This is a genomic window from Streptomyces sp. NPDC055099 (assembly GCF_053607685.1).
Map to the genome: position 1 here is coordinate 171,030 of NZ_JBSGUA010000001.1, position 17,684 is coordinate 188,713.

General features: G+C 70.5%; 15 protein-coding genes. 9 read left to right on the plus strand and 6 right to left on the minus strand.

Going from position 1 to position 17,684, the window contains the following annotated elements; all coding sequences use genetic code 11:
* Positions 1 to 5: 5 nt before the first annotated feature.
* Together ACWFRU_RS00765 and ybaK are read left to right on the plus strand one after the other, a co-directional pair.
* Entirely contained in the window at positions 6 to 746 is a 741-nt protein-coding gene (locus tag ACWFRU_RS00765) for an LON peptidase substrate-binding domain-containing protein (RefSeq protein ID WP_453683603.1), read from the plus strand.
* A gap of 17 nt (positions 747 to 763) precedes the next feature.
* Positions 764 to 1,276 (plus strand): Cys-tRNA(Pro) deacylase, encoded by a 513-nt coding sequence (ybaK, locus tag ACWFRU_RS00770; protein WP_453683604.1) that lies wholly within the window; start codon positions 764 to 766, stop codon positions 1,274 to 1,276.
* Positions 1,277 to 1,436: 160 nt separating this feature from the next.
* Here the strand turns inward: ybaK and ACWFRU_RS00775 are convergent, their stop codons facing one another.
* From ACWFRU_RS00775 to ACWFRU_RS00790, 4 genes are all read right to left on the minus strand, one after another.
* Positions 1,437 to 2,111 (minus strand): DUF2567 domain-containing protein, encoded by a 675-nt coding sequence (locus tag ACWFRU_RS00775; protein ID WP_453683605.1) that lies wholly within the window; start codon positions 2,109 to 2,111, stop codon positions 1,437 to 1,439.
* Positions 2,112 to 2,167: 56 nt separating this feature from the next.
* Positions 2,168 to 2,971, minus strand: a complete 804-nt coding sequence (locus ACWFRU_RS00780) for an ABC transporter permease (RefSeq protein ID WP_363208679.1) — start codon at positions 2,969 to 2,971, stop codon at positions 2,168 to 2,170.
* A 58-nt stretch (positions 2,972 to 3,029) separates the two neighbouring features.
* On the minus strand, positions 3,030 to 4,064 hold the full coding sequence (locus ACWFRU_RS00785) for an ABC transporter ATP-binding protein (RefSeq protein ID WP_453683606.1): 1,035 nt from the start codon (positions 4,062 to 4,064) through the stop codon (positions 3,030 to 3,032).
* Positions 4,065 to 4,175: 111 nt separating this feature from the next.
* On the minus strand, positions 4,176 to 5,447 hold the full coding sequence (locus ACWFRU_RS00790) for an NYN domain-containing protein (protein WP_453683607.1): 1,272 nt from the start codon (positions 5,445 to 5,447) through the stop codon (positions 4,176 to 4,178).
* Positions 5,448 to 5,695: 248 nt separating this feature from the next.
* Here ACWFRU_RS00790 and ACWFRU_RS00795 point away from each other — a divergent pair, with 248 nt between their 5' ends.
* Complete coding sequence (locus tag ACWFRU_RS00795) at positions 5,696 to 5,881, plus strand: hypothetical protein (RefSeq protein WP_365822676.1); 186 nt, start codon at positions 5,696 to 5,698, stop codon at positions 5,879 to 5,881.
* A gap of 124 nt (positions 5,882 to 6,005) precedes the next feature.
* On the opposite strand, the gene dnaE is transcribed toward ACWFRU_RS00795, so the two are convergent.
* Positions 6,006 to 9,542: a DNA polymerase III subunit alpha gene (gene dnaE, locus ACWFRU_RS00800; RefSeq protein ID WP_453683608.1), complete on the minus strand. Its 3,537-nt coding sequence runs from the start codon at positions 9,540 to 9,542 to the stop codon at positions 6,006 to 6,008.
* A 190-nt stretch (positions 9,543 to 9,732) separates the two neighbouring features.
* Between dnaE and ACWFRU_RS00805 the strand changes: the two genes are divergently transcribed.
* The 5 genes from ACWFRU_RS00805 (at position 9,733) to ACWFRU_RS00825 (ending at position 15,968) form a co-directional block, all read left to right on the plus strand.
* Positions 9,733 to 11,061: a DUF2252 domain-containing protein gene (locus ACWFRU_RS00805; protein ID WP_453683609.1), complete on the plus strand. Its 1,329-nt coding sequence runs from the start codon at positions 9,733 to 9,735 to the stop codon at positions 11,059 to 11,061.
* Positions 11,062 to 11,140: 79 nt separating this feature from the next.
* Positions 11,141 to 11,827: a hypothetical protein gene (locus ACWFRU_RS00810; protein ID WP_453683610.1), complete on the plus strand. Its 687-nt coding sequence runs from the start codon at positions 11,141 to 11,143 to the stop codon at positions 11,825 to 11,827.
* 46 nt (positions 11,828 to 11,873) lie between these two features.
* A complete protein-coding gene (locus ACWFRU_RS00815) occupies positions 11,874 to 12,692 on the plus strand; it encodes a thioredoxin domain-containing protein (RefSeq protein ID WP_453683611.1) in 819 nt (272 codons plus the stop codon).
* Positions 12,693 to 12,796: 104 nt separating this feature from the next.
* Positions 12,797 to 14,476, plus strand: coding sequence for an alkaline phosphatase D family protein (locus ACWFRU_RS00820; protein WP_453683612.1), 1,680 nt, complete (start codon positions 12,797 to 12,799; stop codon positions 14,474 to 14,476).
* Positions 14,477 to 14,522: 46 nt separating this feature from the next.
* Positions 14,523 to 15,968 carry a serine/threonine-protein kinase gene (locus tag ACWFRU_RS00825; protein WP_453683613.1) on the plus strand — a complete coding sequence of 482 codons (1,446 nt, stop codon included), beginning with the start codon at positions 14,523 to 14,525 and terminating at the stop codon, positions 15,966 to 15,968.
* A 19-nt stretch (positions 15,969 to 15,987) separates the two neighbouring features.
* Here ACWFRU_RS00825 and ACWFRU_RS00830 read toward each other — a convergent pair whose 3' ends face one another.
* Positions 15,988 to 16,557, minus strand: a complete 570-nt coding sequence (locus tag ACWFRU_RS00830; protein ID WP_453683614.1) for a dienelactone hydrolase family protein — start codon at positions 16,555 to 16,557, stop codon at positions 15,988 to 15,990.
* Positions 16,558 to 16,587: 30 nt separating this feature from the next.
* On the opposite strand from ACWFRU_RS00830, the gene ACWFRU_RS00835 reads away from it, so the two are divergent.
* Complete coding sequence (locus tag ACWFRU_RS00835; RefSeq protein WP_453683615.1) at positions 16,588 to 17,679, plus strand: mechanosensitive ion channel family protein; 1,092 nt, start codon at positions 16,588 to 16,590, stop codon at positions 17,677 to 17,679.
* The last annotated feature ends 5 nt before the right edge of the window (positions 17,680 to 17,684 follow it).

The window sequence follows — 17,684 nt, forward strand, 5'->3', positions numbered from 1 at the left end:
AGCTCGTGACCACCGTCCGGCTTCCGCTCTTCCCGCTCAACTCGGTGCTGTTCCCGGGACTCGTGCTCCCGCTGAACGTGTTCGAGGAGCGTTATCGCGCCATGATGCGCGATCTGCTCAAGACCCCCGACGAGGAGCAGCGCCTCTTCGCGGTCGTCGCCATCCGTGACGGCCTCGAGGTCGCCCCGAGCGCCCCGGGCCTCCCGGACCCCACCGCACAGCCCGAGCAGGGCCCGACCGCCGGCTTCGGCGAGGACCCGCTCAAGGCCTTCCACGCGGTGGGCTGCATCGCGGACGCGGCGACGATCAGGGAGCGCGCCGACGGCGGCTTCGAGGTCCTCGCCACCGGCACCACCCGCGTACGCCTGCACTCGGTGGACGCGTCGGGAGCCTTCCTGACCGCGGAGGTCGAGGAGCTGCCCGAGGAACCGGGCGAGGAGGCCGGCGCCCTCGCCGAGGGCGTCCTGCGGGCGTTCCGCGCCTATCAGAAGCGGCTGGCGGGGGCGCGCGAGCGGTCCCTGTCCACGGGCGCCGAGCTGCCGGACGACCCGTCCGTGGTGTCGTATCTGGTCGCCGCCGCAGCCGTCCTCGACACCCCCACGAAGCAGCGGCTCCTGGAGGCACCGGACACGGCGTCGCGCCTGCACGAGGAGCTGAAAGTCCTTCGCGCCGAGACCGCGATCATCCGTAATCTGCCGTCGTTGCCCGCGACGGACCTCACGCGCGGCACCACGAGCCTCAACTGACGTAAGGCGCGAGCGCTTTGGCGAAGAAGCAGAAGAAGAAGCAGAAGCAGTCGGGCACGGGCGGCACCCCGGCGACGGTGGCCCTCACCGCGGCGAACGCCGACTACACGGTCCACGCCTACGAACACGACCCCGCGCACCCCTCGTACGGCGAGGAGGCGGCGCAGGCCATGGGCGTCTCCCCCGACCGGGTCTACAAGACCCTGGTCGCGGAGGTCGACGGCGAGCTGACGGTGGCCGTGGTCCCGGTGGCGGGCACCCTGAACCTCAAGGCCCTGGCCTCGGCGGTCTCCGGCAAGCGCGCGGTGATGGCGGACCCCGCCGCCGCCGAACGCACCACGGGGTACGTACGGGGCGGCATCTCACCCCTCGGCCAGCGCAAGAAGCTCCGCACCGTCCTGGACGACTCGGCCTCCTCGCACGCCACGATCTGCGTGTCGGCGGGCCGCCGGGGCCTCGAGGTCGAACTGGCCCCCGGTGACCTGGCGCGTCTCACGGACGCGGTCCTGGCCCCGATCGGGCGTGAATAGGCCCTCGACGGGGGCCGCGGGCTCGACTAGTACCACCCTCATGTCGAAGAAGACGCGCAAGAGGAAGTGGCGGGTGCGCAAGGGCAAGGCGAACCACGGAAAGCGCCCCGCCTGACCCGTCCGGCCCGCCTGACGTCCACGAGCGGCCCGAGGGGCGGTCTCACGCCCCGGTGTGGTCCGAGCCGCCCTCTGCCCGCCCGGGGTCCCCGTAGGGCAGGGGGTACGGCTCGGGGTCCCGCGGCCCGAAGAGCCCGGTCAGACCCAGGTGCACGAGCAGCGCGGCCACGGGCCAGGCGAGCAGCGCGCCCTTGGCCTTGAGCTCCATCGGGGCGTCGAACGCCACGCCCTTGCCCACGGACTTCGCATGGGCCACGACATCCGTCTCGGGCCCGAGGAAGATCCCCAGACGCCAGGCGAGCACGGCCCCCAGCAGGCTCCCGGCCGTCAGCCCGACGACCAGCGGAATGCCGCCCCGCCTGCGCAGCAGGAACACCACGGCGCCGCTCACCGCGCCGAACGCGAGCGCGAGCAGGGTGAACGTTCCGTCGACGCCGATGGCCTGCTCCCCCTCGGTGTCCTTGAGGTACACCGTCTCGCTGTCGGCGATCAACGGCACACGAGGCGCGAGCCACAGCCACAGCAGGCCGAGCAGCACGCCGCAGACAGCCACCACGACCGCGATCACCGCGGCCTGCCGCACTTCGGTCTTCATGCCAGGACCGTCCTCCTCGTCCGCCGGCAGGGGAACGGCTCCGGACGGCTGAGCGGCTTGCTGCCAGGGATCGTGCGGGGGCCGGTCGTGGGGCGGCTGGGAGGGCGTCAGCGGTGCAGTCACCCACACATGGTGCCAGTACTACCTGAGGACCGCTTCACCGCACGGCGAGGACCGCGTCAACGCACGGCCGCACGGCGGTACGCCCAGGTGGCGATCGCGAGCGAGGCGACGCCGACCCCCGCGCAGACGGCGAGATCGAGGACGACGGTCGCCCAGTCCGGGTGCGGCCCGAAGGTACGGGCGAACGCCTCGACCCCGTACGTCGAGGGCAGCAGGTCACGCGCGTACTGCAGGAACCCGGGCATCCGCTCGGCCGGGAGCACGCCGAGGAGCAGTGCCGCCGACATGCCCAACTGGCCGAGCAGCGTGGCCAGTTCGGGGCGCGGCGCGAGCAGCCCGAGGGCGGCGCCGAGACCCGCGAGCGCGGCACCGGCCAACGGGATGACCGCGGCGAGCACCCAGAGGTTCGCCATCGGGAGCCCGAAGAGACCGCAGCCGACGACCGCGGTGACGAGGGTGCCCGGCACGGTGAACGAGGCGTAGGCGGCCGCGGCGCCGAGGACCACCGCGGCGGGCGGCACGGGCAGCGTGGCGTAGTGGTCGAGGCCGCCGTCGGCCCGCAGCTGCCCGAAGTACTGCGCGAGCAGGTTGAGCGCGACGAACGCGACGACGAGCACGGAGGACCCGGCGACGACGGCACGCGCCTCGCCGCCCCCGTCCACGACGCCCCGCATCAGGATCATGATCCCGACGGACTGGAAGGTGGCCACGAAGAGCAGCGGGATGCGTGCGACGCGGGCCCGGGACAACTGCGCCCGGTAGACGGCCGCGAGCGCGGGGAACAGCCGCGCACGGGGCCCCAGGGGCTCGGCGGCCTCGGCCTGCCACTCTCGGTCGTCGGCCCGTACGGCCGCTTCCAGGGGAACGGCACTCACCGAACGGCCCTCCTGCTGTCGCTGTTCATCCGTCCGGCGAAGGTCACGCCTTCACCAGCCCTTCCCCGTTCCCGCCCAGGGCGAGATACACGTCCTCCAGACTCGGTGTGGCCAGGGTGAAGTCGTCGAGCGCGGCGAAGGCGGCCCCGCCGGTGACCGCCGCGACGGCGGCCCGCGCCTCGTCGGGGGCCAGCCGCAGGGACCAGCGCCGGCCGGACTCCACCGCGGACGAGCGCAGCGCGGCGACCTCGGGGACGTCGAGCGGCGCGCGCTCCCGCCAGACCAGCTCGACCCGCACCTCGCCGGCGACCTGCTCCTTCAGCCCCACGGGGCTGTCGCAGGCGATGACCTTGCCGTGATCGAGGACGGCCACGCGGTCCAGGACCGTCTCGGCCTCGATGACGTTGTGCGTGACGAGCAGCACCGTCGTGCCGTGCTCGGCCCTGCGCCGGTCGACCGCGCCCCAGACCGCGCGGCGCGCGATGGGGTCCATGCCGGTCGTCGGCTCGTCCAGGACGAGCAGCGGCCGCTGCCCCACCAGCGCGGTGGCGAAGCAGGCGAGCCTGCGCTGCCCGCCGGAAAGCTTCTTCAGGGGCCGTGTGGCGAGCGGGGTGAGCGCGAGCTCTTCGAGTACGCCGTCCCGCTCGGCCCGCGCCGCGCGGACGTCGAGGCCGCGCAGCCGCGCGGTCGTCTCGACGGCGAGCGAGACGGTCAGCTCGTCGAGCGCGGTGGATTCCTGGCCCAGGTACGCGAGGATGCGTGCGGCCCGCTCGGGGTGGCGCAGGATGTCGTGCCCGAGGATCTCGACGCTCCCGCTGTCGGGCCGCATCAGGCCGGTCAGCTGCCGTACGAGGGTGGACTTGCCCGCGCCGTTGGGCCCGAGCAGGCCGAAGATCTCGCCGCGCCTGACCTCGAGGCTGATGCCGTCGGTGGCGCGCACCTCGGGCGTCGCGGGCGTGCCGCGCCTGCCGCGGGCGGCGGGATAGGTCTTGACGAGGTCGCGCACCGCGCAGACGGCATCACTGCCGTGACCCTGTCGGAGTCCCTGTCGGACTGCCTGTGCCGAGCGCGTACTCACGAAGGACGAGGGTACGGGGTCCCGCGCCCGGTACGTCGCCCGGGGCGCCCAGTACGCCCCGTATCAGTCATCTGCGGACGTGTTCCGTCACTCGTTCGCGTGCCTGTTCGGTCACTCGCCGGAGCGGTCGCCCACCGGTGCGTGCTCCACCGCCGTGTGCACGTCGATCTCGCGCCAGAAGCCGGCCCGGATCGCGTACCGGTCGTGTTCGTCGATCTGGTCGTCCTTGTGGGCGAGCAGGCCGAAGCGGGCCGCGTACCGCAGGAGCTCGCCGTCGACGCGGTGCGGGATGCGCGGGTACATCGTCGAGAGCTTCTGCAGGTTGTGCTGTTCCGGCAGGCGGGCCATCCAGCGGCGCGCGAAGACCTGCCCGACCTCGAAGGGGTCACCGCCGACGGTGGTGATGTCCTCCTCGCGGTCCGCCCAGCGCTGCTCGGCCGTCGTCAGCTGGGCGAGCGTCGGCAGGGCGGCGATCTCCGGGCTCTCCGCGGCGCCGCCGGGCCGCTCGACCCAGCCCTTGTCGGAGGACCAGCGCAGCGTGGCGTTGGTGGGGTGCTGGGCGGCCTGGGTGCCGGGGCCGCGCAGGGCGGCCAGGTCCTTGGGGGTGGGCACGCCCTTGCCCGGCGGGATGTGGTGGGCGCCGCCGCTGTCGCCGTTGGCCCCGGCCCCTGCCCCTGTTTCGGCGTGCTGGCCGTGCTGTGCGTGCTGGACCCCGGCGGCCTCGTCGGCGGCCCGCTGGGCGCTTGCCGCGAGCGCGGACTCCGGCAGCGGCGCGGAGAGGATGGCGGCGATCTCGGGGCGCGGGACGGGAGAGGGCGCGCAGACGCCGGTGAGCTCCTTGGGGCGTACGGCCTTGGTGATCCAGGCACGGTCCAGGACGCGCCGCTCGTCGGCCTCGGCCACCAGGTCCTCGGACTGGTTGTAGTCCCCGTCGGCGGCCTGGACGGCCCACAGGTGGACGGCGACGCCGTGCTCCTTGGCGGCCATCATGCCGGGCAGCAGGTCCCCGTCGCCGGTGACGAGCACGATGTCCGAGCAGGCGCGGTTGCGGGCCAGCTCCGTCAGCTCGGCGTGCATGGCGGCGTCGACGCCCTTCTGGGCCCACCGCCCGTCGCTGCGGGTCAGGGCGCCGAGCCGGACCGTCACGCGGGGCATGACGCGCAGCCTGCGGTGCTCGGGCTGGGGCACGCGGTCGGGGGCTCCGTCGAACCAGTAGATCCGGAGCAGGGGGCGCTCGGTGTCGGATTCGGCGCGCTCACGGATGCCCTGGATGAGAGCGGTGTGATCGACGGTGATCCGGGACCGGGACGGCTCGCCCGCGAGGAGACTCGCGGCGGCGCCCAGCAGATACCCGGCGTCCACCAGGACGATGCAGCGGTCCACGCGATCCACCCTCTTTCCCTGGAGCTTTCCCTGGAGATTCCCTGGAAGTAATGGTTCGGGTTTCCTTCGAGTCTGCCCGACCCGGCGGAGGTTAACGGCCGGAACTCGATCTTCGGCGTGGCGTATCGCGACTTCACTCTCCGACAGGGCTTATTACGCACGGTAATTCTCTGAAATGCGCAGCTTGTCGCCGTATGTGAATCTGGTCGCGTCCTGGCCCCCAGATCCCCCTCAGGAGGAAGATCACCATGGCCAAGAACAAGAACCGCAAGCAGGGTGGCGACCAGAACCGCGCCTCGGCCGCCGAGCAGGCCCAGGAGCAGGCCAAGTCGTCCGCGGAGCAGGCCGAGCAGCGCGTGCAGTCCAACGTGCAGGCACAGGGCAGCCCGTCCGAGGTGGCGCGCAAGCACCAGCGCCGCTTCGGCCACAACTGACGTCTGACTGACGCCCACACGGGCGGATAAGCGTGAAGGGGCGCACCCGGAATTGCGGGTGCGCCCCTTCATATGGTTCTGGTTCACATGGAACTGGCCTCTACCTGGCTATGCGGCTACCCGGCTACCCGGCCAGGCAGGACGGGCCGAGCAGCACCTTCAGGTCGCCGAAAAGGGCGGGATCGGGCTGTACCCGGTGGCGGTCGAGCCGCAGCACCGTCGTCTTCTGGGCCCCCTGGAGCTTGATCCGCACCTCGCTGTTGCCTCGGTGGTGGCTGAGGATCTCGCCGAGGCGGCTGACCATCGGCGGGGTCACCTTCACCGTCGGGATGGTGATCAGGACGGGCGCGTTGGTGCCCGCGTTCGACAGGTCGGGGACCTGCATCTCCATCGCGACCAGGCGCGGCACGTCCTCGCGCTTGTCGAGGCGGCCCTTGACGAACACCACGGCGTCCTCGACGAGTTGGGTCGACACCAGCTGATAGGTCGCCGGGAAGAACATGCACTCGATGGAGCCCGCGAGGTCCTCGACGGTCGCGATCGCCCAGGCGTTGCCCTGCTTGGTCATCTTGCGCTGGAGGCCGGAGATGATGCCGCCGATGGTGACGATCGAGCCGTCCGAGTAGTCACCGCCGGTGAGCTGTCCGATGCCCGCGTCGGCCTTGTCGGAGAGCACGTGCTCCAGGCCGAACAGGGGGTGGTCGGAGACGTACAGACCGAGCATCTCCCGTTCCTGGGCGAGGAGATACGTCTTCTCCCACTCGTCGGTGGAGAACTCCACGTCGAGCCCGAAGCCCGGCTCGCCGCCGGTCTCCTCGCCCCCTCCGAAGAGGTCGAACTGCCCTTCCGCCTCCTTGCGCTTGACCTGCACCACGTTGTCGATCATGGGCTCGTACTGCGCGGTCAGGCCCTTGCGGGTGTGCCCCATGGTGTCGAAGGCGCCCGCCTTGATCAGCGACTCCGTGGTGCGCTTGTTGCAGGCGGCGGCCTCGACCTTGTCGAGGTAGTCGGGGAAGGAGGCGAACTTCCCCTTGGCCTTGCGGGAGCGGACGATCGACTCGACCACGTTCGTGCCGACGTTGCGGACGGCCTCCAGGCCGAAGAGGATCACGTCGTCGCCCTGGGCGGCGAAGTTGTGCACGGACTCGTTCACGTTGGGCGGCAGGACCTTGATGCCCATGCGCCGGCACTCGTTCAGGTAGATGGCCGACTTGTCCTTGTCGTCCTTCACCGAGGTGAGCAGCGCCGCCATGTACTCGGCGGGGTAGTTCGCCTTGAGGTAGGCGGTCCAGTACGTGACGAGGCCGTACGCGGAGGAGTGCGCCTTGTTGAACGCGTATCCGGCGAAGGGGACCAGGACGTCCCACAGGGCCTGGATCGCGGCGTCCGAGTAGCCGTTCTTCTTCGCGCCCTCCTGGAACAGGACGAAGTTCTTCGCCAGTTCGTCGGGCTTCTTCTTGCCCATCACGCGGCGCAGGATGTCGGCTTCGCCGAGGGAGTAGCCGGCGACGATCTGCGCGGCCTTCTGCACCTGCTCCTGGTACACGATGAGGCCGTAGGTGAGGCCGAGCGTCTCCTTCAGGGGCTCTTCGAGCTCCGGGTGGATCGGCGTGATCTCCTGGCGGCCGTTCTTGCGCTCCGCGTAGTTGATGTGCGAGTTCATGCCCATCGGGCCCGGCCGGTACAGGGCCGAGACGGCGGAAATGTCCTCGAAGTTGTCGGGCTGCATCTGGCGCAGCAGCGAACGCATCGGGCCGCCGTCGAACTGGAAGACGCCGAGCGTCTCACCGCGGCAGAGCAGTTCGAAGGTCTTCGGGTCGTCGAGCGGGAGCGAGAGCATCTCCAGGTCGATGCCCTTGTCGTTGCGCACCATCTTGACGGCGTCGTCCATGATGGTGAGGTTGCGCAGGCCCAGGAAGTCCATCTTGAGCAGGCCGAGCGACTCGCACTGGGGGTAGTCCCACTGCGTGATGGTCACGCCGTCGGTGTGCCGCACCCAGATCGGCGCGTGGTCCACGATCGGCTCGCTGGACATGATCACGCCGGCCGCGTGCACGCCCATCTGCCGGACCAGGCCCTCGACGCCCTTGGCGGTGTCGATGACCTTCTTGACGTCCGGTTCGTTCTCGTACATCCCCCGGATCTCGCCCGCCTCGCTGTAGCGCGGGTGCTTGGGGTCGGTGATGCCGGAGAGGTCGATGCCCTTGCCGAGGACGTCGGCGGGCATCGCCTTGGTGAGGCGGTCGCCCATCGCGTACGGATATCCGAGCACGCGCGCGGAGTCCTTGATGGCGTTCTTCGCCTTGATCTTTCCGTACGTGCCGATCATGGCGACCTTGTCGGCGCCGTACTTCTCCGTCACGTACCTGATCACCTCGACGCGCCTGCGCTCGTCGAAGTCGATGTCGACATCGGGCATGGACACGCGCTCGGGGTTGAGGAACCGCTCGAAGATCAGACCGTGCGTGATGGGGTCGAGGTCGGTGATGCCCATGGCGTACGCGACGATCGAGCCGGCCGCGGAGCCTCGGCCGGGGCCGACCGCGATGCCGTTGTTCTTGGCCCACATGATGAAGTCGGCGACCACGAGGAAGTACCCCGGGAACCCCATCTGGATGATGATGTCCATCTCGTACTCGGCCTGCTTCTGCCGGTCCTCGGGGACACCGCCCGGGTAGCGGCGCTCCATGCCGCGGCGGACCTCCTCCTGGAACCAGGTGACCTCGGTGAAGCCCTCCGGGATGTCGAACTTCGGCATGAGGTCGCGCTTTTCGAACATGCCGGTGGTGTCGATCTGCTCGGCCACCAGGAGCGTGTTGCGGCAGCCCTCCTGCCAGGCGTCCGAGGAGTCGATGGCGTACATCTCGTCCGTGGACTTCAGGTAGTAGCCGGTGCCGTCGAAGCGGAAGCGGTCCGGGTCCGAGAGGTTCTTGCCGGTCTGGATGCAGAGCAGGGCGTCGTGCGCGGCGGACTCGTGCGCGTACGTGTAGTGCGAGTCGTTCGTCACCAGGGGCGGGATGCCGAGCTTTTTGCCGACCCGGAGCAGGTCGTCGCGGACCCGGCGCTCGATGTCGATGCCGTGGTCCATCAGCTCCAGGAAGTACCGGTCCTTGCCGAAGATGTCCTGGTACTCGGCGGCGGCCTTCACGGCCTCGTCGAACTGGCCGAGGCGCAGCCGGGTCTGGAGCTCTCCGGAGGGGCAGCCGGTGGAGGCGATCAGGCCCTCCGACCACTGGGAGATCGTCTCCTTGTCCATGCGCGGCCACTTCTGCAGCCAGCCCTCGGCGTACGCGTCCGAGGACAGCCGGAAGAGGTTGTGCAGGCCGGTGTTGTTCGCAGCCCAGATCGTCTTGTGGGTGTAACCACCGGAACCGGACACGTCGTCACGCTTCTGATGCGGCTGGCCCCACTTGATCTTCCGCTTGTTGCGCCGGGACTCGGGCGCCACATACGCCTCGATGCCGATGATCGGCGTCACGCCCGCCTTCTGCGCCGAGTGGAAGAAGTCGTACGCCCCGTGGAGGTTGCCGTGGTCGGACATGGCGACGTGCGTCATGCCCATCTCATTACAGGCGTTGAACATGTCCTTGAGCCGCGCGGCACCGTCCAGCAGCGAGTACTGGGTGTGGACGTGGAGGTGCGTAAAGGGCGGCTTGGTCACGGCGGGAGGCCTCCGGAGAACAGTCGGTGACAGGCTGCGGGCAGTCTGGGGGGACAGCGGGGAAGTCTAATCCGGAGGACTGACAAGCGGCGGGCACTCGGGGGTACCGTCGTGCGTTGGACAGGTCGGGACACCTGTCCAAAATGTCATGCACGACCTTGCACCACCCGTTACCTGGAGGCACCCCGCGATGTCGGAACCGCAGCCCACCGCTGAGCAGCGCGGCGAGCAGATCCTCTCCGTCTTCGACACCGCGTTCGGCGAGCTGCTCGCCGCGGACCCCGCCGCGTTCCGGGTGAAGTTCCGGAAGATGGCCGGCTCCGCCTTCGCGTTCTACCGCGGCACGGCCTGCCTCTTCTACGGGGACCTGGAGCGCGAGCAGCACGGCGGTCCCTACCTGGACGAGCGCACGGGACGGGTGTGGATCCACGGCGACCTGCACGCGGAGAACTTCGGCACGTACATGGACGCCCAGGGCCGCCTGATCTTCAACGTGAACGACTTCGACGAGGCGTACGTCGGCCCCTTCACCTGGGACCTGAAGCGCTTCGCCGCCTCCGTGGCCCTCATCGGGTACACGAAGGCACTCAGCGACGAGCAGATCACCGACCTGGTCCGGATCTACGCGGCGGCGTACCGCGAGCGCATCCACGACCTGGCGACCGGCGCCAAGAGCGACGAGGTGCCGCCCTTCACCCTGGACACCGCCCAGGGCCCGCTCCTGGACGCGCTGCGCGACGCCCGTTCGCTGACCCGCTTCGGTCTCCTGGAGTCCATGACGGAGATCCGTGACTTCGAGCGCCGCTTCGCCCCGGGCGGCGGCTCCATCGAGCTCGACGCGGCCACGCGCTACAAGGTGCTCGCCGCCTTCGACGGCTATCTGGAGACACTGCCCGAGTCCTCGCTGACCCGCCCCGACTCGTACCGCGTCAAGGACGTCGTCGGCCGGCGCGGCATCGGCATCGGCTCCGCGGGACTGCCCTCGTACAACATCCTCCTCGAGGGCAACAGCGACGCCCTGGAGAACGACGTCGTGATCTACCTCAAGCAGGCGCAGACCCCGGCCGTCTCGCGGCACATCACCGACGGCGCGGCCCGCGACTACTTCCGGCACGAGGGCCACCGCACGGTCATCTCGCAGCGCGCGCTGCAGGCGCACGCCGACCCGTGGCTGGGCTGGACCGAGCTGGACGGCGCGGGACAGCTCGTCGCCGAGGTCTCTCCGTACGCGGTGGACCTGGACTGGTCGGACATCGACGACTGGGAGGAGATCGCCGCGGTCATCGCCGACCTGGGCCGCGCCACCGCCACGATGCACTCCGCGGCGGACGACGAGAGCGGGCACTCGGACCTGGTGCCGTTCTCCACGGAGCGCGCGATCGACGCCGCCATCGCGGCGGACGAGGAGGGCTTCGGAGACCTGCTCGTGGACTTCGCGCACGAGTACGGCGCGCGGGCCCGCAGGGACCACCAGATCTTCGTCGACCTGTTCCGCAACGGCCGGATTCCCGGTCTGTAGGCACGAAGGCGGCGCCGTGCGACTCATAGGCACCCTTTAGGGCTGCCTTACGGGAACACATGGCACACTCGCTTGCGCGATGGACATATCCGGGACCCAGCTCAGAGCCGTGCGTGCGGCGCTCTTCACGGCGCTCGTCGTGACGCTCTCCGCCGCGTCGCACGTGCTGCTGTCCCGCGCCCCGCTGCCGCCGGCCACCGTCGCGGTGATCTCCGGCGCGGTCTTCGTCATCGCGTACGCACTGGCGGGGCGCGAGCGTGGCTACGGCCGCATCGCCGCCCTGCTGATCCCCCTCGAACTGGCCGCCGACACGGTGTTCACCGCCGGGCAGCACGTCTGTTACGGCCAGGCGGGCGGCCCCGTAGCGGGCCCGCTGCGCTCCGTCGGCTTCGACGTGCTGTGCGGGGGCGCCGACGTCGGCACCCCGCTGGCCCAGATGACCGGCGGCGACGGACACCGTGCCGCCGTGCTGCTCGCCGACGCCGAGCCCGGCGCCGCCTGGCTGCTGCTCGGCGCGCACATCGCGGTCGGCCTGCTCGCGGCTGCCTGGCTGCGGCACGGGGAACGCGCCCTGGCGCAGGTGCTGCGCGCGGTGGCCGCCTCCACCTTCCGGCCGCTGCTCGTCGCGGTCGCCGCGGCGGGCATCCGCCCGCGGCCCGTTCTGCGGGCCCCGCGTCCCGCGCGCCGGGTGCGTACCGCGCGTACGCGGCTTCTCGTGCACTTCGTGGGACGGCGTGGACCGCCGTGCTCGGCCGCCTTCGCCTGAGCACCACCGTCCCCACACGCACGTCATTCCTACGGAGAACACCATCATGAGCAAGCGCAACAGCCAGGCGGCGAAGTCGGCGGCCCGCGAGCGGATCCGCGCCCAGCAGGAAGCCGAGCGCAAGCGCCAGAAGCGCAAGCGGTCGATGATCGTCGGCGTCTCCGTCGTCGCGGTCCTGGCGATCGCGGGCGGCGTCGGCTACGCCGTCATGCAGGCCAACAAGCCCGACCACTGGGAAGCCGCCAAGGACGAGAAGCTGGTCAAGCCGGCCAACTCCGCGGGCACGGACGGCACGACCGTCGTCATCGGCAAGGACAGCGCCAAGAAGACCCTCAAGGTCTACGAGGACCCGCGCTGCCCGGTCTGCGCCAGCTTCGAGCAGACCGTGGGCCCGACGGTCGAGAAGGACCTGGAGGACGGCAAGTACAAGATCCAGTTCGTCGGCGCCTCGTTCCTCGACCGCAACCTCACGGGTGAGGGCTCCAAGAACGCGCTCAGCGCGATGGGTGCCGCCCTGAACGTGAGCGACCAGGCCTTCCTCGACTACAAGAAGGCGCTGTTCTCCAAGGAGAACCACCCCGAGGAGACCACCGACAAGTTCGCGGACGACGCGTACCTGACCAAGATCGCGAATCAGGTCCCGGAGCTCAAGAAGAGCAAGACCTTCGCCAAGGACGTCAAGGACGGCACGTACGACCGCTGGGCCCTGGAGATGTCGAAGAAGTTCGACGACAACAAGGACGGCGTCGACGGCACCCCCTCCTTCGTCATGGACGGCAAGAAGCTGACCGGCGCCGACAAGAAGAACGCGCCTTCGACGGTCGAGGAGTACAAGACGGCCATCGACGCGGCACTGAAGGGCTGAACCGGCGGTAGAGCCGTGCGCTGAGCGGCACTTGGCGAAAGAGCGGGCGAACGTTTCACAATTCGCCCGCTCTTGGCGATTACTGATCAGTAAGGTAATCGCTCGTGACCAGTCGAATCAGCGCACACAGACCGCTCAACTCACCTGCCCCGAGCCGCCGTACGGTGGTCAAGGCCGCGGCCGCCACCGCGGCCCTCGCCCCGCTCGCCGCCGCTCCCCTCGCCCACGCCGCCGCGGGACCCGCGTTCAACCACGGCGTCGCGTCGGGAGACCCGCTGCCCGACGGCGTCCTGCTGTGGACCCGAGTGACGCCGACACCCGAGGCCACGCCGGGCTCCGGCAAGGGCCCCGACACCGAAGTGCGCTGGGAGATAGCCAAGGACAAGGGCTTCACCCAGGTCGTCGGCCACGGCAGCACGACCGCGCGGGCCACGGCCGACCACACGGTCAAGGCCGACGTAAGGGGCTTGAGTCCTGCGACCACCTATTACTTCCGCTTCTCCGTGGGCGGCTCCGGGTCCGACGGAACCCCGGTGCACTCCCCCGTGGGCCGCACCCGCACCACCCCCGCGCACGAGTCGGCGGCCCCGGGTGTCCGGTTCGGGGTGGTGTCCTGCGCCAACTGGGAGGCGGGCTACTTCTCCGCGTACCGCCATCTCGCGGCCCGCACCGAACTCGACGCCGTACTGCACATCGGCGACTACATCTACGAGTACCAGAGCGGCGAGTACCCGGCCGCCGAGTACGGGGTGCGGCAGCACGAGCCGCGGCACGAGATCGTCAGCCTCGCCGACTACCGCACCCGGCACGGCGCCCACAAGACGGACCCGGACGCGCAGGCGATGCACGCGGCGCACCCCCTGATCGCGATCTGGGACGACCACGAGTTCGCCGACAACACCTGGTCGGGCGGCGCGGTGAACCACTCCCCGGACTCCGAGGGCGGCTGGGCACAGCGCATGGCGGCGGCCAAGCAGGCGTACTTCGAGTGGATGCCCGTACGCCCTTCCACCGAAGGCACCGTCTACCGTCGCCTGCGCTTCGGCAAGCTGGCCGATCTGCACCTGCTCGACCTGCGCTCCTTCCGCTCCGAGCAGGCGGGCTTCGGCAGCGGTGACGTGGACGACCCGGACCGTACGATCACGGGCCGCGCCCAGCTCGACTGGCTGAAGGCGGGCCTGGCCTCATCCGACGCCTCCTGGAAGCTGGTCGGCACGTCGGTGATGATCTCGCCGGTGGCCTTCGGCTCCGTGCCGGCCCATTTGCTCGAACCCATCGCGGAGTTGCTCGGGCTGCCCAAGGAAGGCCTCGCCGTCAACGGCGACCAGTGGGACGGCTACACCGACGACCGCAAGGAACTCATCTCCCACCTGGTCGACCAGGCGATCCGGAACACGGTCTTCCTCACCGGGGACATCCACATGGCCTGGGCGAACGACGTACCGGTCAAGGCCGCCACGTACCCCGGATCGCCCTCCGCGGCCACGGAGTTCGTGGTCACGTCCGTGACCTCCGACAACGTGGACGACATGCTGCACGTCGCCCCGCACACCCTCTCGCTGGTCGCCGTCGGCGCGGTGAAGGCGGCCAACCGCCACGTGAAGTGGCTGGACATGGACTCACACGGCTACGGCGTCCTCGACGTCACCGCCGAGCGCTCGCAGATGGACTACTACGTCCTCTCCGACCGCAAGGACCCCGAGGCGACGTCCAGGTGGGCCCGCTCGTACCGCACCCTCAGCGGCACCCAGCGGGTCGAGCGGGCGTACGCGCCGGTGCGCTGACCGGGTCACGTGCGTCGCTGCCGAAGCCGCCCCTTACTCTGACGGCATGAGTGACCCGGGGGACGTGGTGGACGGTCGTTTCGAGCTCGTCGAGCGGCTCGGCAGCGGAGGCATGGGCACGGTGTGGCGGGCGCGCGACACCGTGCTGCACCGAGAGGTGGCCGTCAAGGAAGTGCGCCCCGCGCTGCACGAACTGACGGACGAACAGTCGCGCGTCCTGCGGGAGCGCGTGCTGCGCGAGGCGAGGGCGCTGGCCCGCCTCAACCACCCCCATGTAGTGACGATCCACCACATCGTGGACACGGGCCCGCACCCCTGGCTGGTGATGGAGCTGCTGCCGGGCCGCACACTCCAGGACCTCCTGGAGCAGGGCACCTTGCCGCCCCAGGAAGCGGCCCGCATCGGCCGCCAGCTGCTCTCGGCGCTGCGCGTCGCCCACGCGGCGGGCATCCTGCACCGGGACGTGAAGCCCGCCAACATCCTGCTGCGGGAAGAGGCCCCCGGCACCGGCGTCTCCGTGGTCCTCACCGACTTCGGCATCGCCTCGCTCCAGGGCTCCACGCAGCTCACCGCGACCGGCGACCTGATCGGCTCGCCGGAGTACATCGCGCCCGAGCGCATCCGCGGCACGGACCGGGGCCCGGCGGGCGACCTCTGGTCACTGGGCGTCGTCCTCTACGTCGCCGTGGAGGGCGTCAGCCCGCTGCGCCGCGCCACGACCCTCGCCACGCTCGCCGCCGTGCTCGACGAACCGGTGCCGCCGCCGGTGCGCTCGCAGGCGCTCACCCCGGTCCTGACCGCCCTTCTGGTGCGGGACCCGGCGCTGCGCCCGGACGCGGAGCGCCTCGACGCGATGCTCGCCGACGTGGCGAACGGCGTCAGCCGGCCGCCGACGCTGGTCTCGGAGCAGGCGGCAGCCGTGGTGGAGCCGCGGTCTGCCGCACCCCGAAGACGTATGTCTGTGCTCGTCACGGCGGTCTCGGTGGCGCTCGCCCTGGTGGCCGGCGCCGCCCTGGTGCTGGCGCTGAAGGACGGGACCAAGACGGACAGGGCGCAGGGCAAGGGCGGTGCGCGCGCCTCCGGGGAGGCTTCGACCGAGGCGTCGCCGAAGCCCGGCGAGACGCCCGGACGCGCGGAGTCCTCTCCCGGCGTCCCGCCCGCGTCGGGCAGCTGGATCGCCCAGCTCCACTCCGAGCCCGTCGGCTCCAGCACGGAGGACCGCGACCGCAGGCTGGCGGCCGTGCGCGAGGACGTGCCGGAGGCGCGCTACCTGCGCAGCGACGACTACGCGTCGCTGCGGCCGGGGTTCTGGGTGATCTACGCTCCCGGGCCCTTCGCGGACGGCCGGGCCGCGCTGCGGTTCTGCGCCGAGCGCGGCAGGACCACCGACACGGACTGCGCGGGGCGCTACCTCAGCTCCAGCGACGCCGACTTCGGCATCATGTGCAAGCCGCCCGCGAGCGCCCCGGTGGGACGCTGCACGCGCGCGTGAAGGACCCGGGGGCGCCCGGCTAGAGCGTCTCCAGGAAACCGATCGCCGTCCGCCACGTCGCCTCCGCCGCCTCGGCGTCGTAATCGTCCAGGTCGGGGTCGGTGAAGAGGTGGCCGGCTCCCGCGTAGCGGTAGACCTCGACGTCGGCGCCCGTGCGGCCCATCTGGAGGTACCACGCGCTCAGCCAGTCGTCCGTCTCGAACGGATCGGGCTCGGCGACGTGCAGCTGCACCGGCAGCTCGTCCACCGTCGTGTTCTCGGCGATGTCGGACGTGCCGTGCAGGAGCAGCAGCCCGCGCGCCTTGTCGTCGCCGAGGGCAAGGGTCTGCGCGGTGGCGGCGCCGAACGAGAACCCGGCGTAGACGAGGCCCCGCTCGGAGTAGGGCGCGGCGGCCAGGATCGCCCTCTTCAGGAGCTCGTCCTTGCCGAGCTCGTCCTTGAAGGCCATGCCCTCCTCGACCGTGTCGAAGGTGCGCCCGTCGAACAGATCGGGCGTCCACACCTCGTGGCCCTCCGCGCGCAGCCGGTCGGCCGCCGCGTGCACCGCGGGCCGCAGCCCGTACGTCGAGTGGAAAAGCATGATGTTCATGAGGCCATCGTGCCACCTACCCTCGGGGGCATGGAGAACGTACTGCGTCCGTTGATCGTGGTCGGCGGCTCGGTCGTGCTCACGCTGGCCGTGGTTTGGCTGGCCGATGTACTGCTGCGCCGGGCCGATGACCGCCGCCCCGACAACCCACTGTGGGGTCTGCTGCGCCGCTGCCGACTGCCACTGCAACTGTCCCTGTGTGCCGCCCTGCTGCGCGGCTCATTCGAACAAGCGGAGATCGGAAAGGACCATTCCGCGGGGATCGCGCAGATCCTGACCCTGATGCTCATCGGGTCGGTGGCCTGGCTCCTCGTCCGTATCGCGACCGCGATAGTCGAGGCCACCTACGCCCAGTACGCCAACGCGCACCGCGATCCCGCCCGCGTCCGGCGGGTGCGTACGCAGGTCACCCTCATCCAGCGGGTGGTCAGCGCGATCGTCGGCGTCGTGGCCGTCGGAGCGATGTTGCTCACTTTCCCCGCCATGCAGGCGGCCGGGACGTCGCTGCTCGCGTCGGCCGGTGTACTGGGCATCGTGGCGGGCGTCGCCGCCCAGTCCACGCTGTCGAATCTCTTCGCGGGGCTGCAGATCGCCTTCGGCGACATGGTGCGGATCGGCGACACGGTCGTCGTGGACGGCGAGTGGGGCACGATCGACGAGATCACCCTGACCTTCCTGGCCGTACGCACCTGGGACGAGCGCCGGATCACGATGCCGGTGTCCTACTTCGTCTCGAAGCCCTTCGAGAACTGGTCGCGCGGCGGGGCCCAGATGACCGGCACGGTCTTCTTCCAGCTCGACCACACCGCGCCCATCACCGAGATGAGGGAGAAGCTCCAGGACATCCTGCGCGAGTGCGCGGCCTGGGACGGCAGGGACTGGGGCCTCGCGGTCACGGACACGACGCCGAACACGATCCAGGTCCGCGCCCTGGTCACCGCCAAGGACGCGGACGACATCTGGACGGTGCGGGTCACCGTGCGCGAGCACCTGATCCGCTGGCTGACCGAACACCACGCGTACGCGCTGCCCAAGGTCAGCACGGCCTGGGCCGAACTGCCGCCGGACGACGACGGGCCGCACCCGCCGCCGCCGATAGTGCCCCGCACGGGCCGGGGCTGAGCCCC

Bases quoted from the DNA above. Each gene is read 5' to 3' on its own strand.
- ACWFRU_RS00835 (WP_453683615.1), top strand. From the start codon at position 16,588: ATGGAGAACGTACTGCGTCCGTTGATCGTGGTCGGCGGCTCGGTCGTG.
- ACWFRU_RS00810 (WP_453683610.1), top strand. From the start codon at position 11,141: ATGGACATATCCGGGACCCAGCTCAGAGCCGTGCGTGCGGCGCTCTTC.
- ACWFRU_RS00805 (WP_453683609.1), top strand. From the start codon at position 9,733: ATGTCGGAACCGCAGCCCACCGCTGAGCAGCGCGGCGAGCAGATCCTC.
- ACWFRU_RS00825 (WP_453683613.1), top strand. From the start codon at position 14,523: ATGAGTGACCCGGGGGACGTGGTGGACGGTCGTTTCGAGCTCGTCGAG.
- ACWFRU_RS00815 (WP_453683611.1), top strand. From the start codon at position 11,874: ATGAGCAAGCGCAACAGCCAGGCGGCGAAGTCGGCGGCCCGCGAGCGG.
- ACWFRU_RS00830 (WP_453683614.1), bottom strand. From the start codon at position 16,557: ATGAACATCATGCTTTTCCACTCGACGTACGGGCTGCGGCCCGCGGTG.
- ACWFRU_RS00795 (WP_365822676.1), top strand. From the start codon at position 5,696: ATGGCCAAGAACAAGAACCGCAAGCAGGGTGGCGACCAGAACCGCGCC.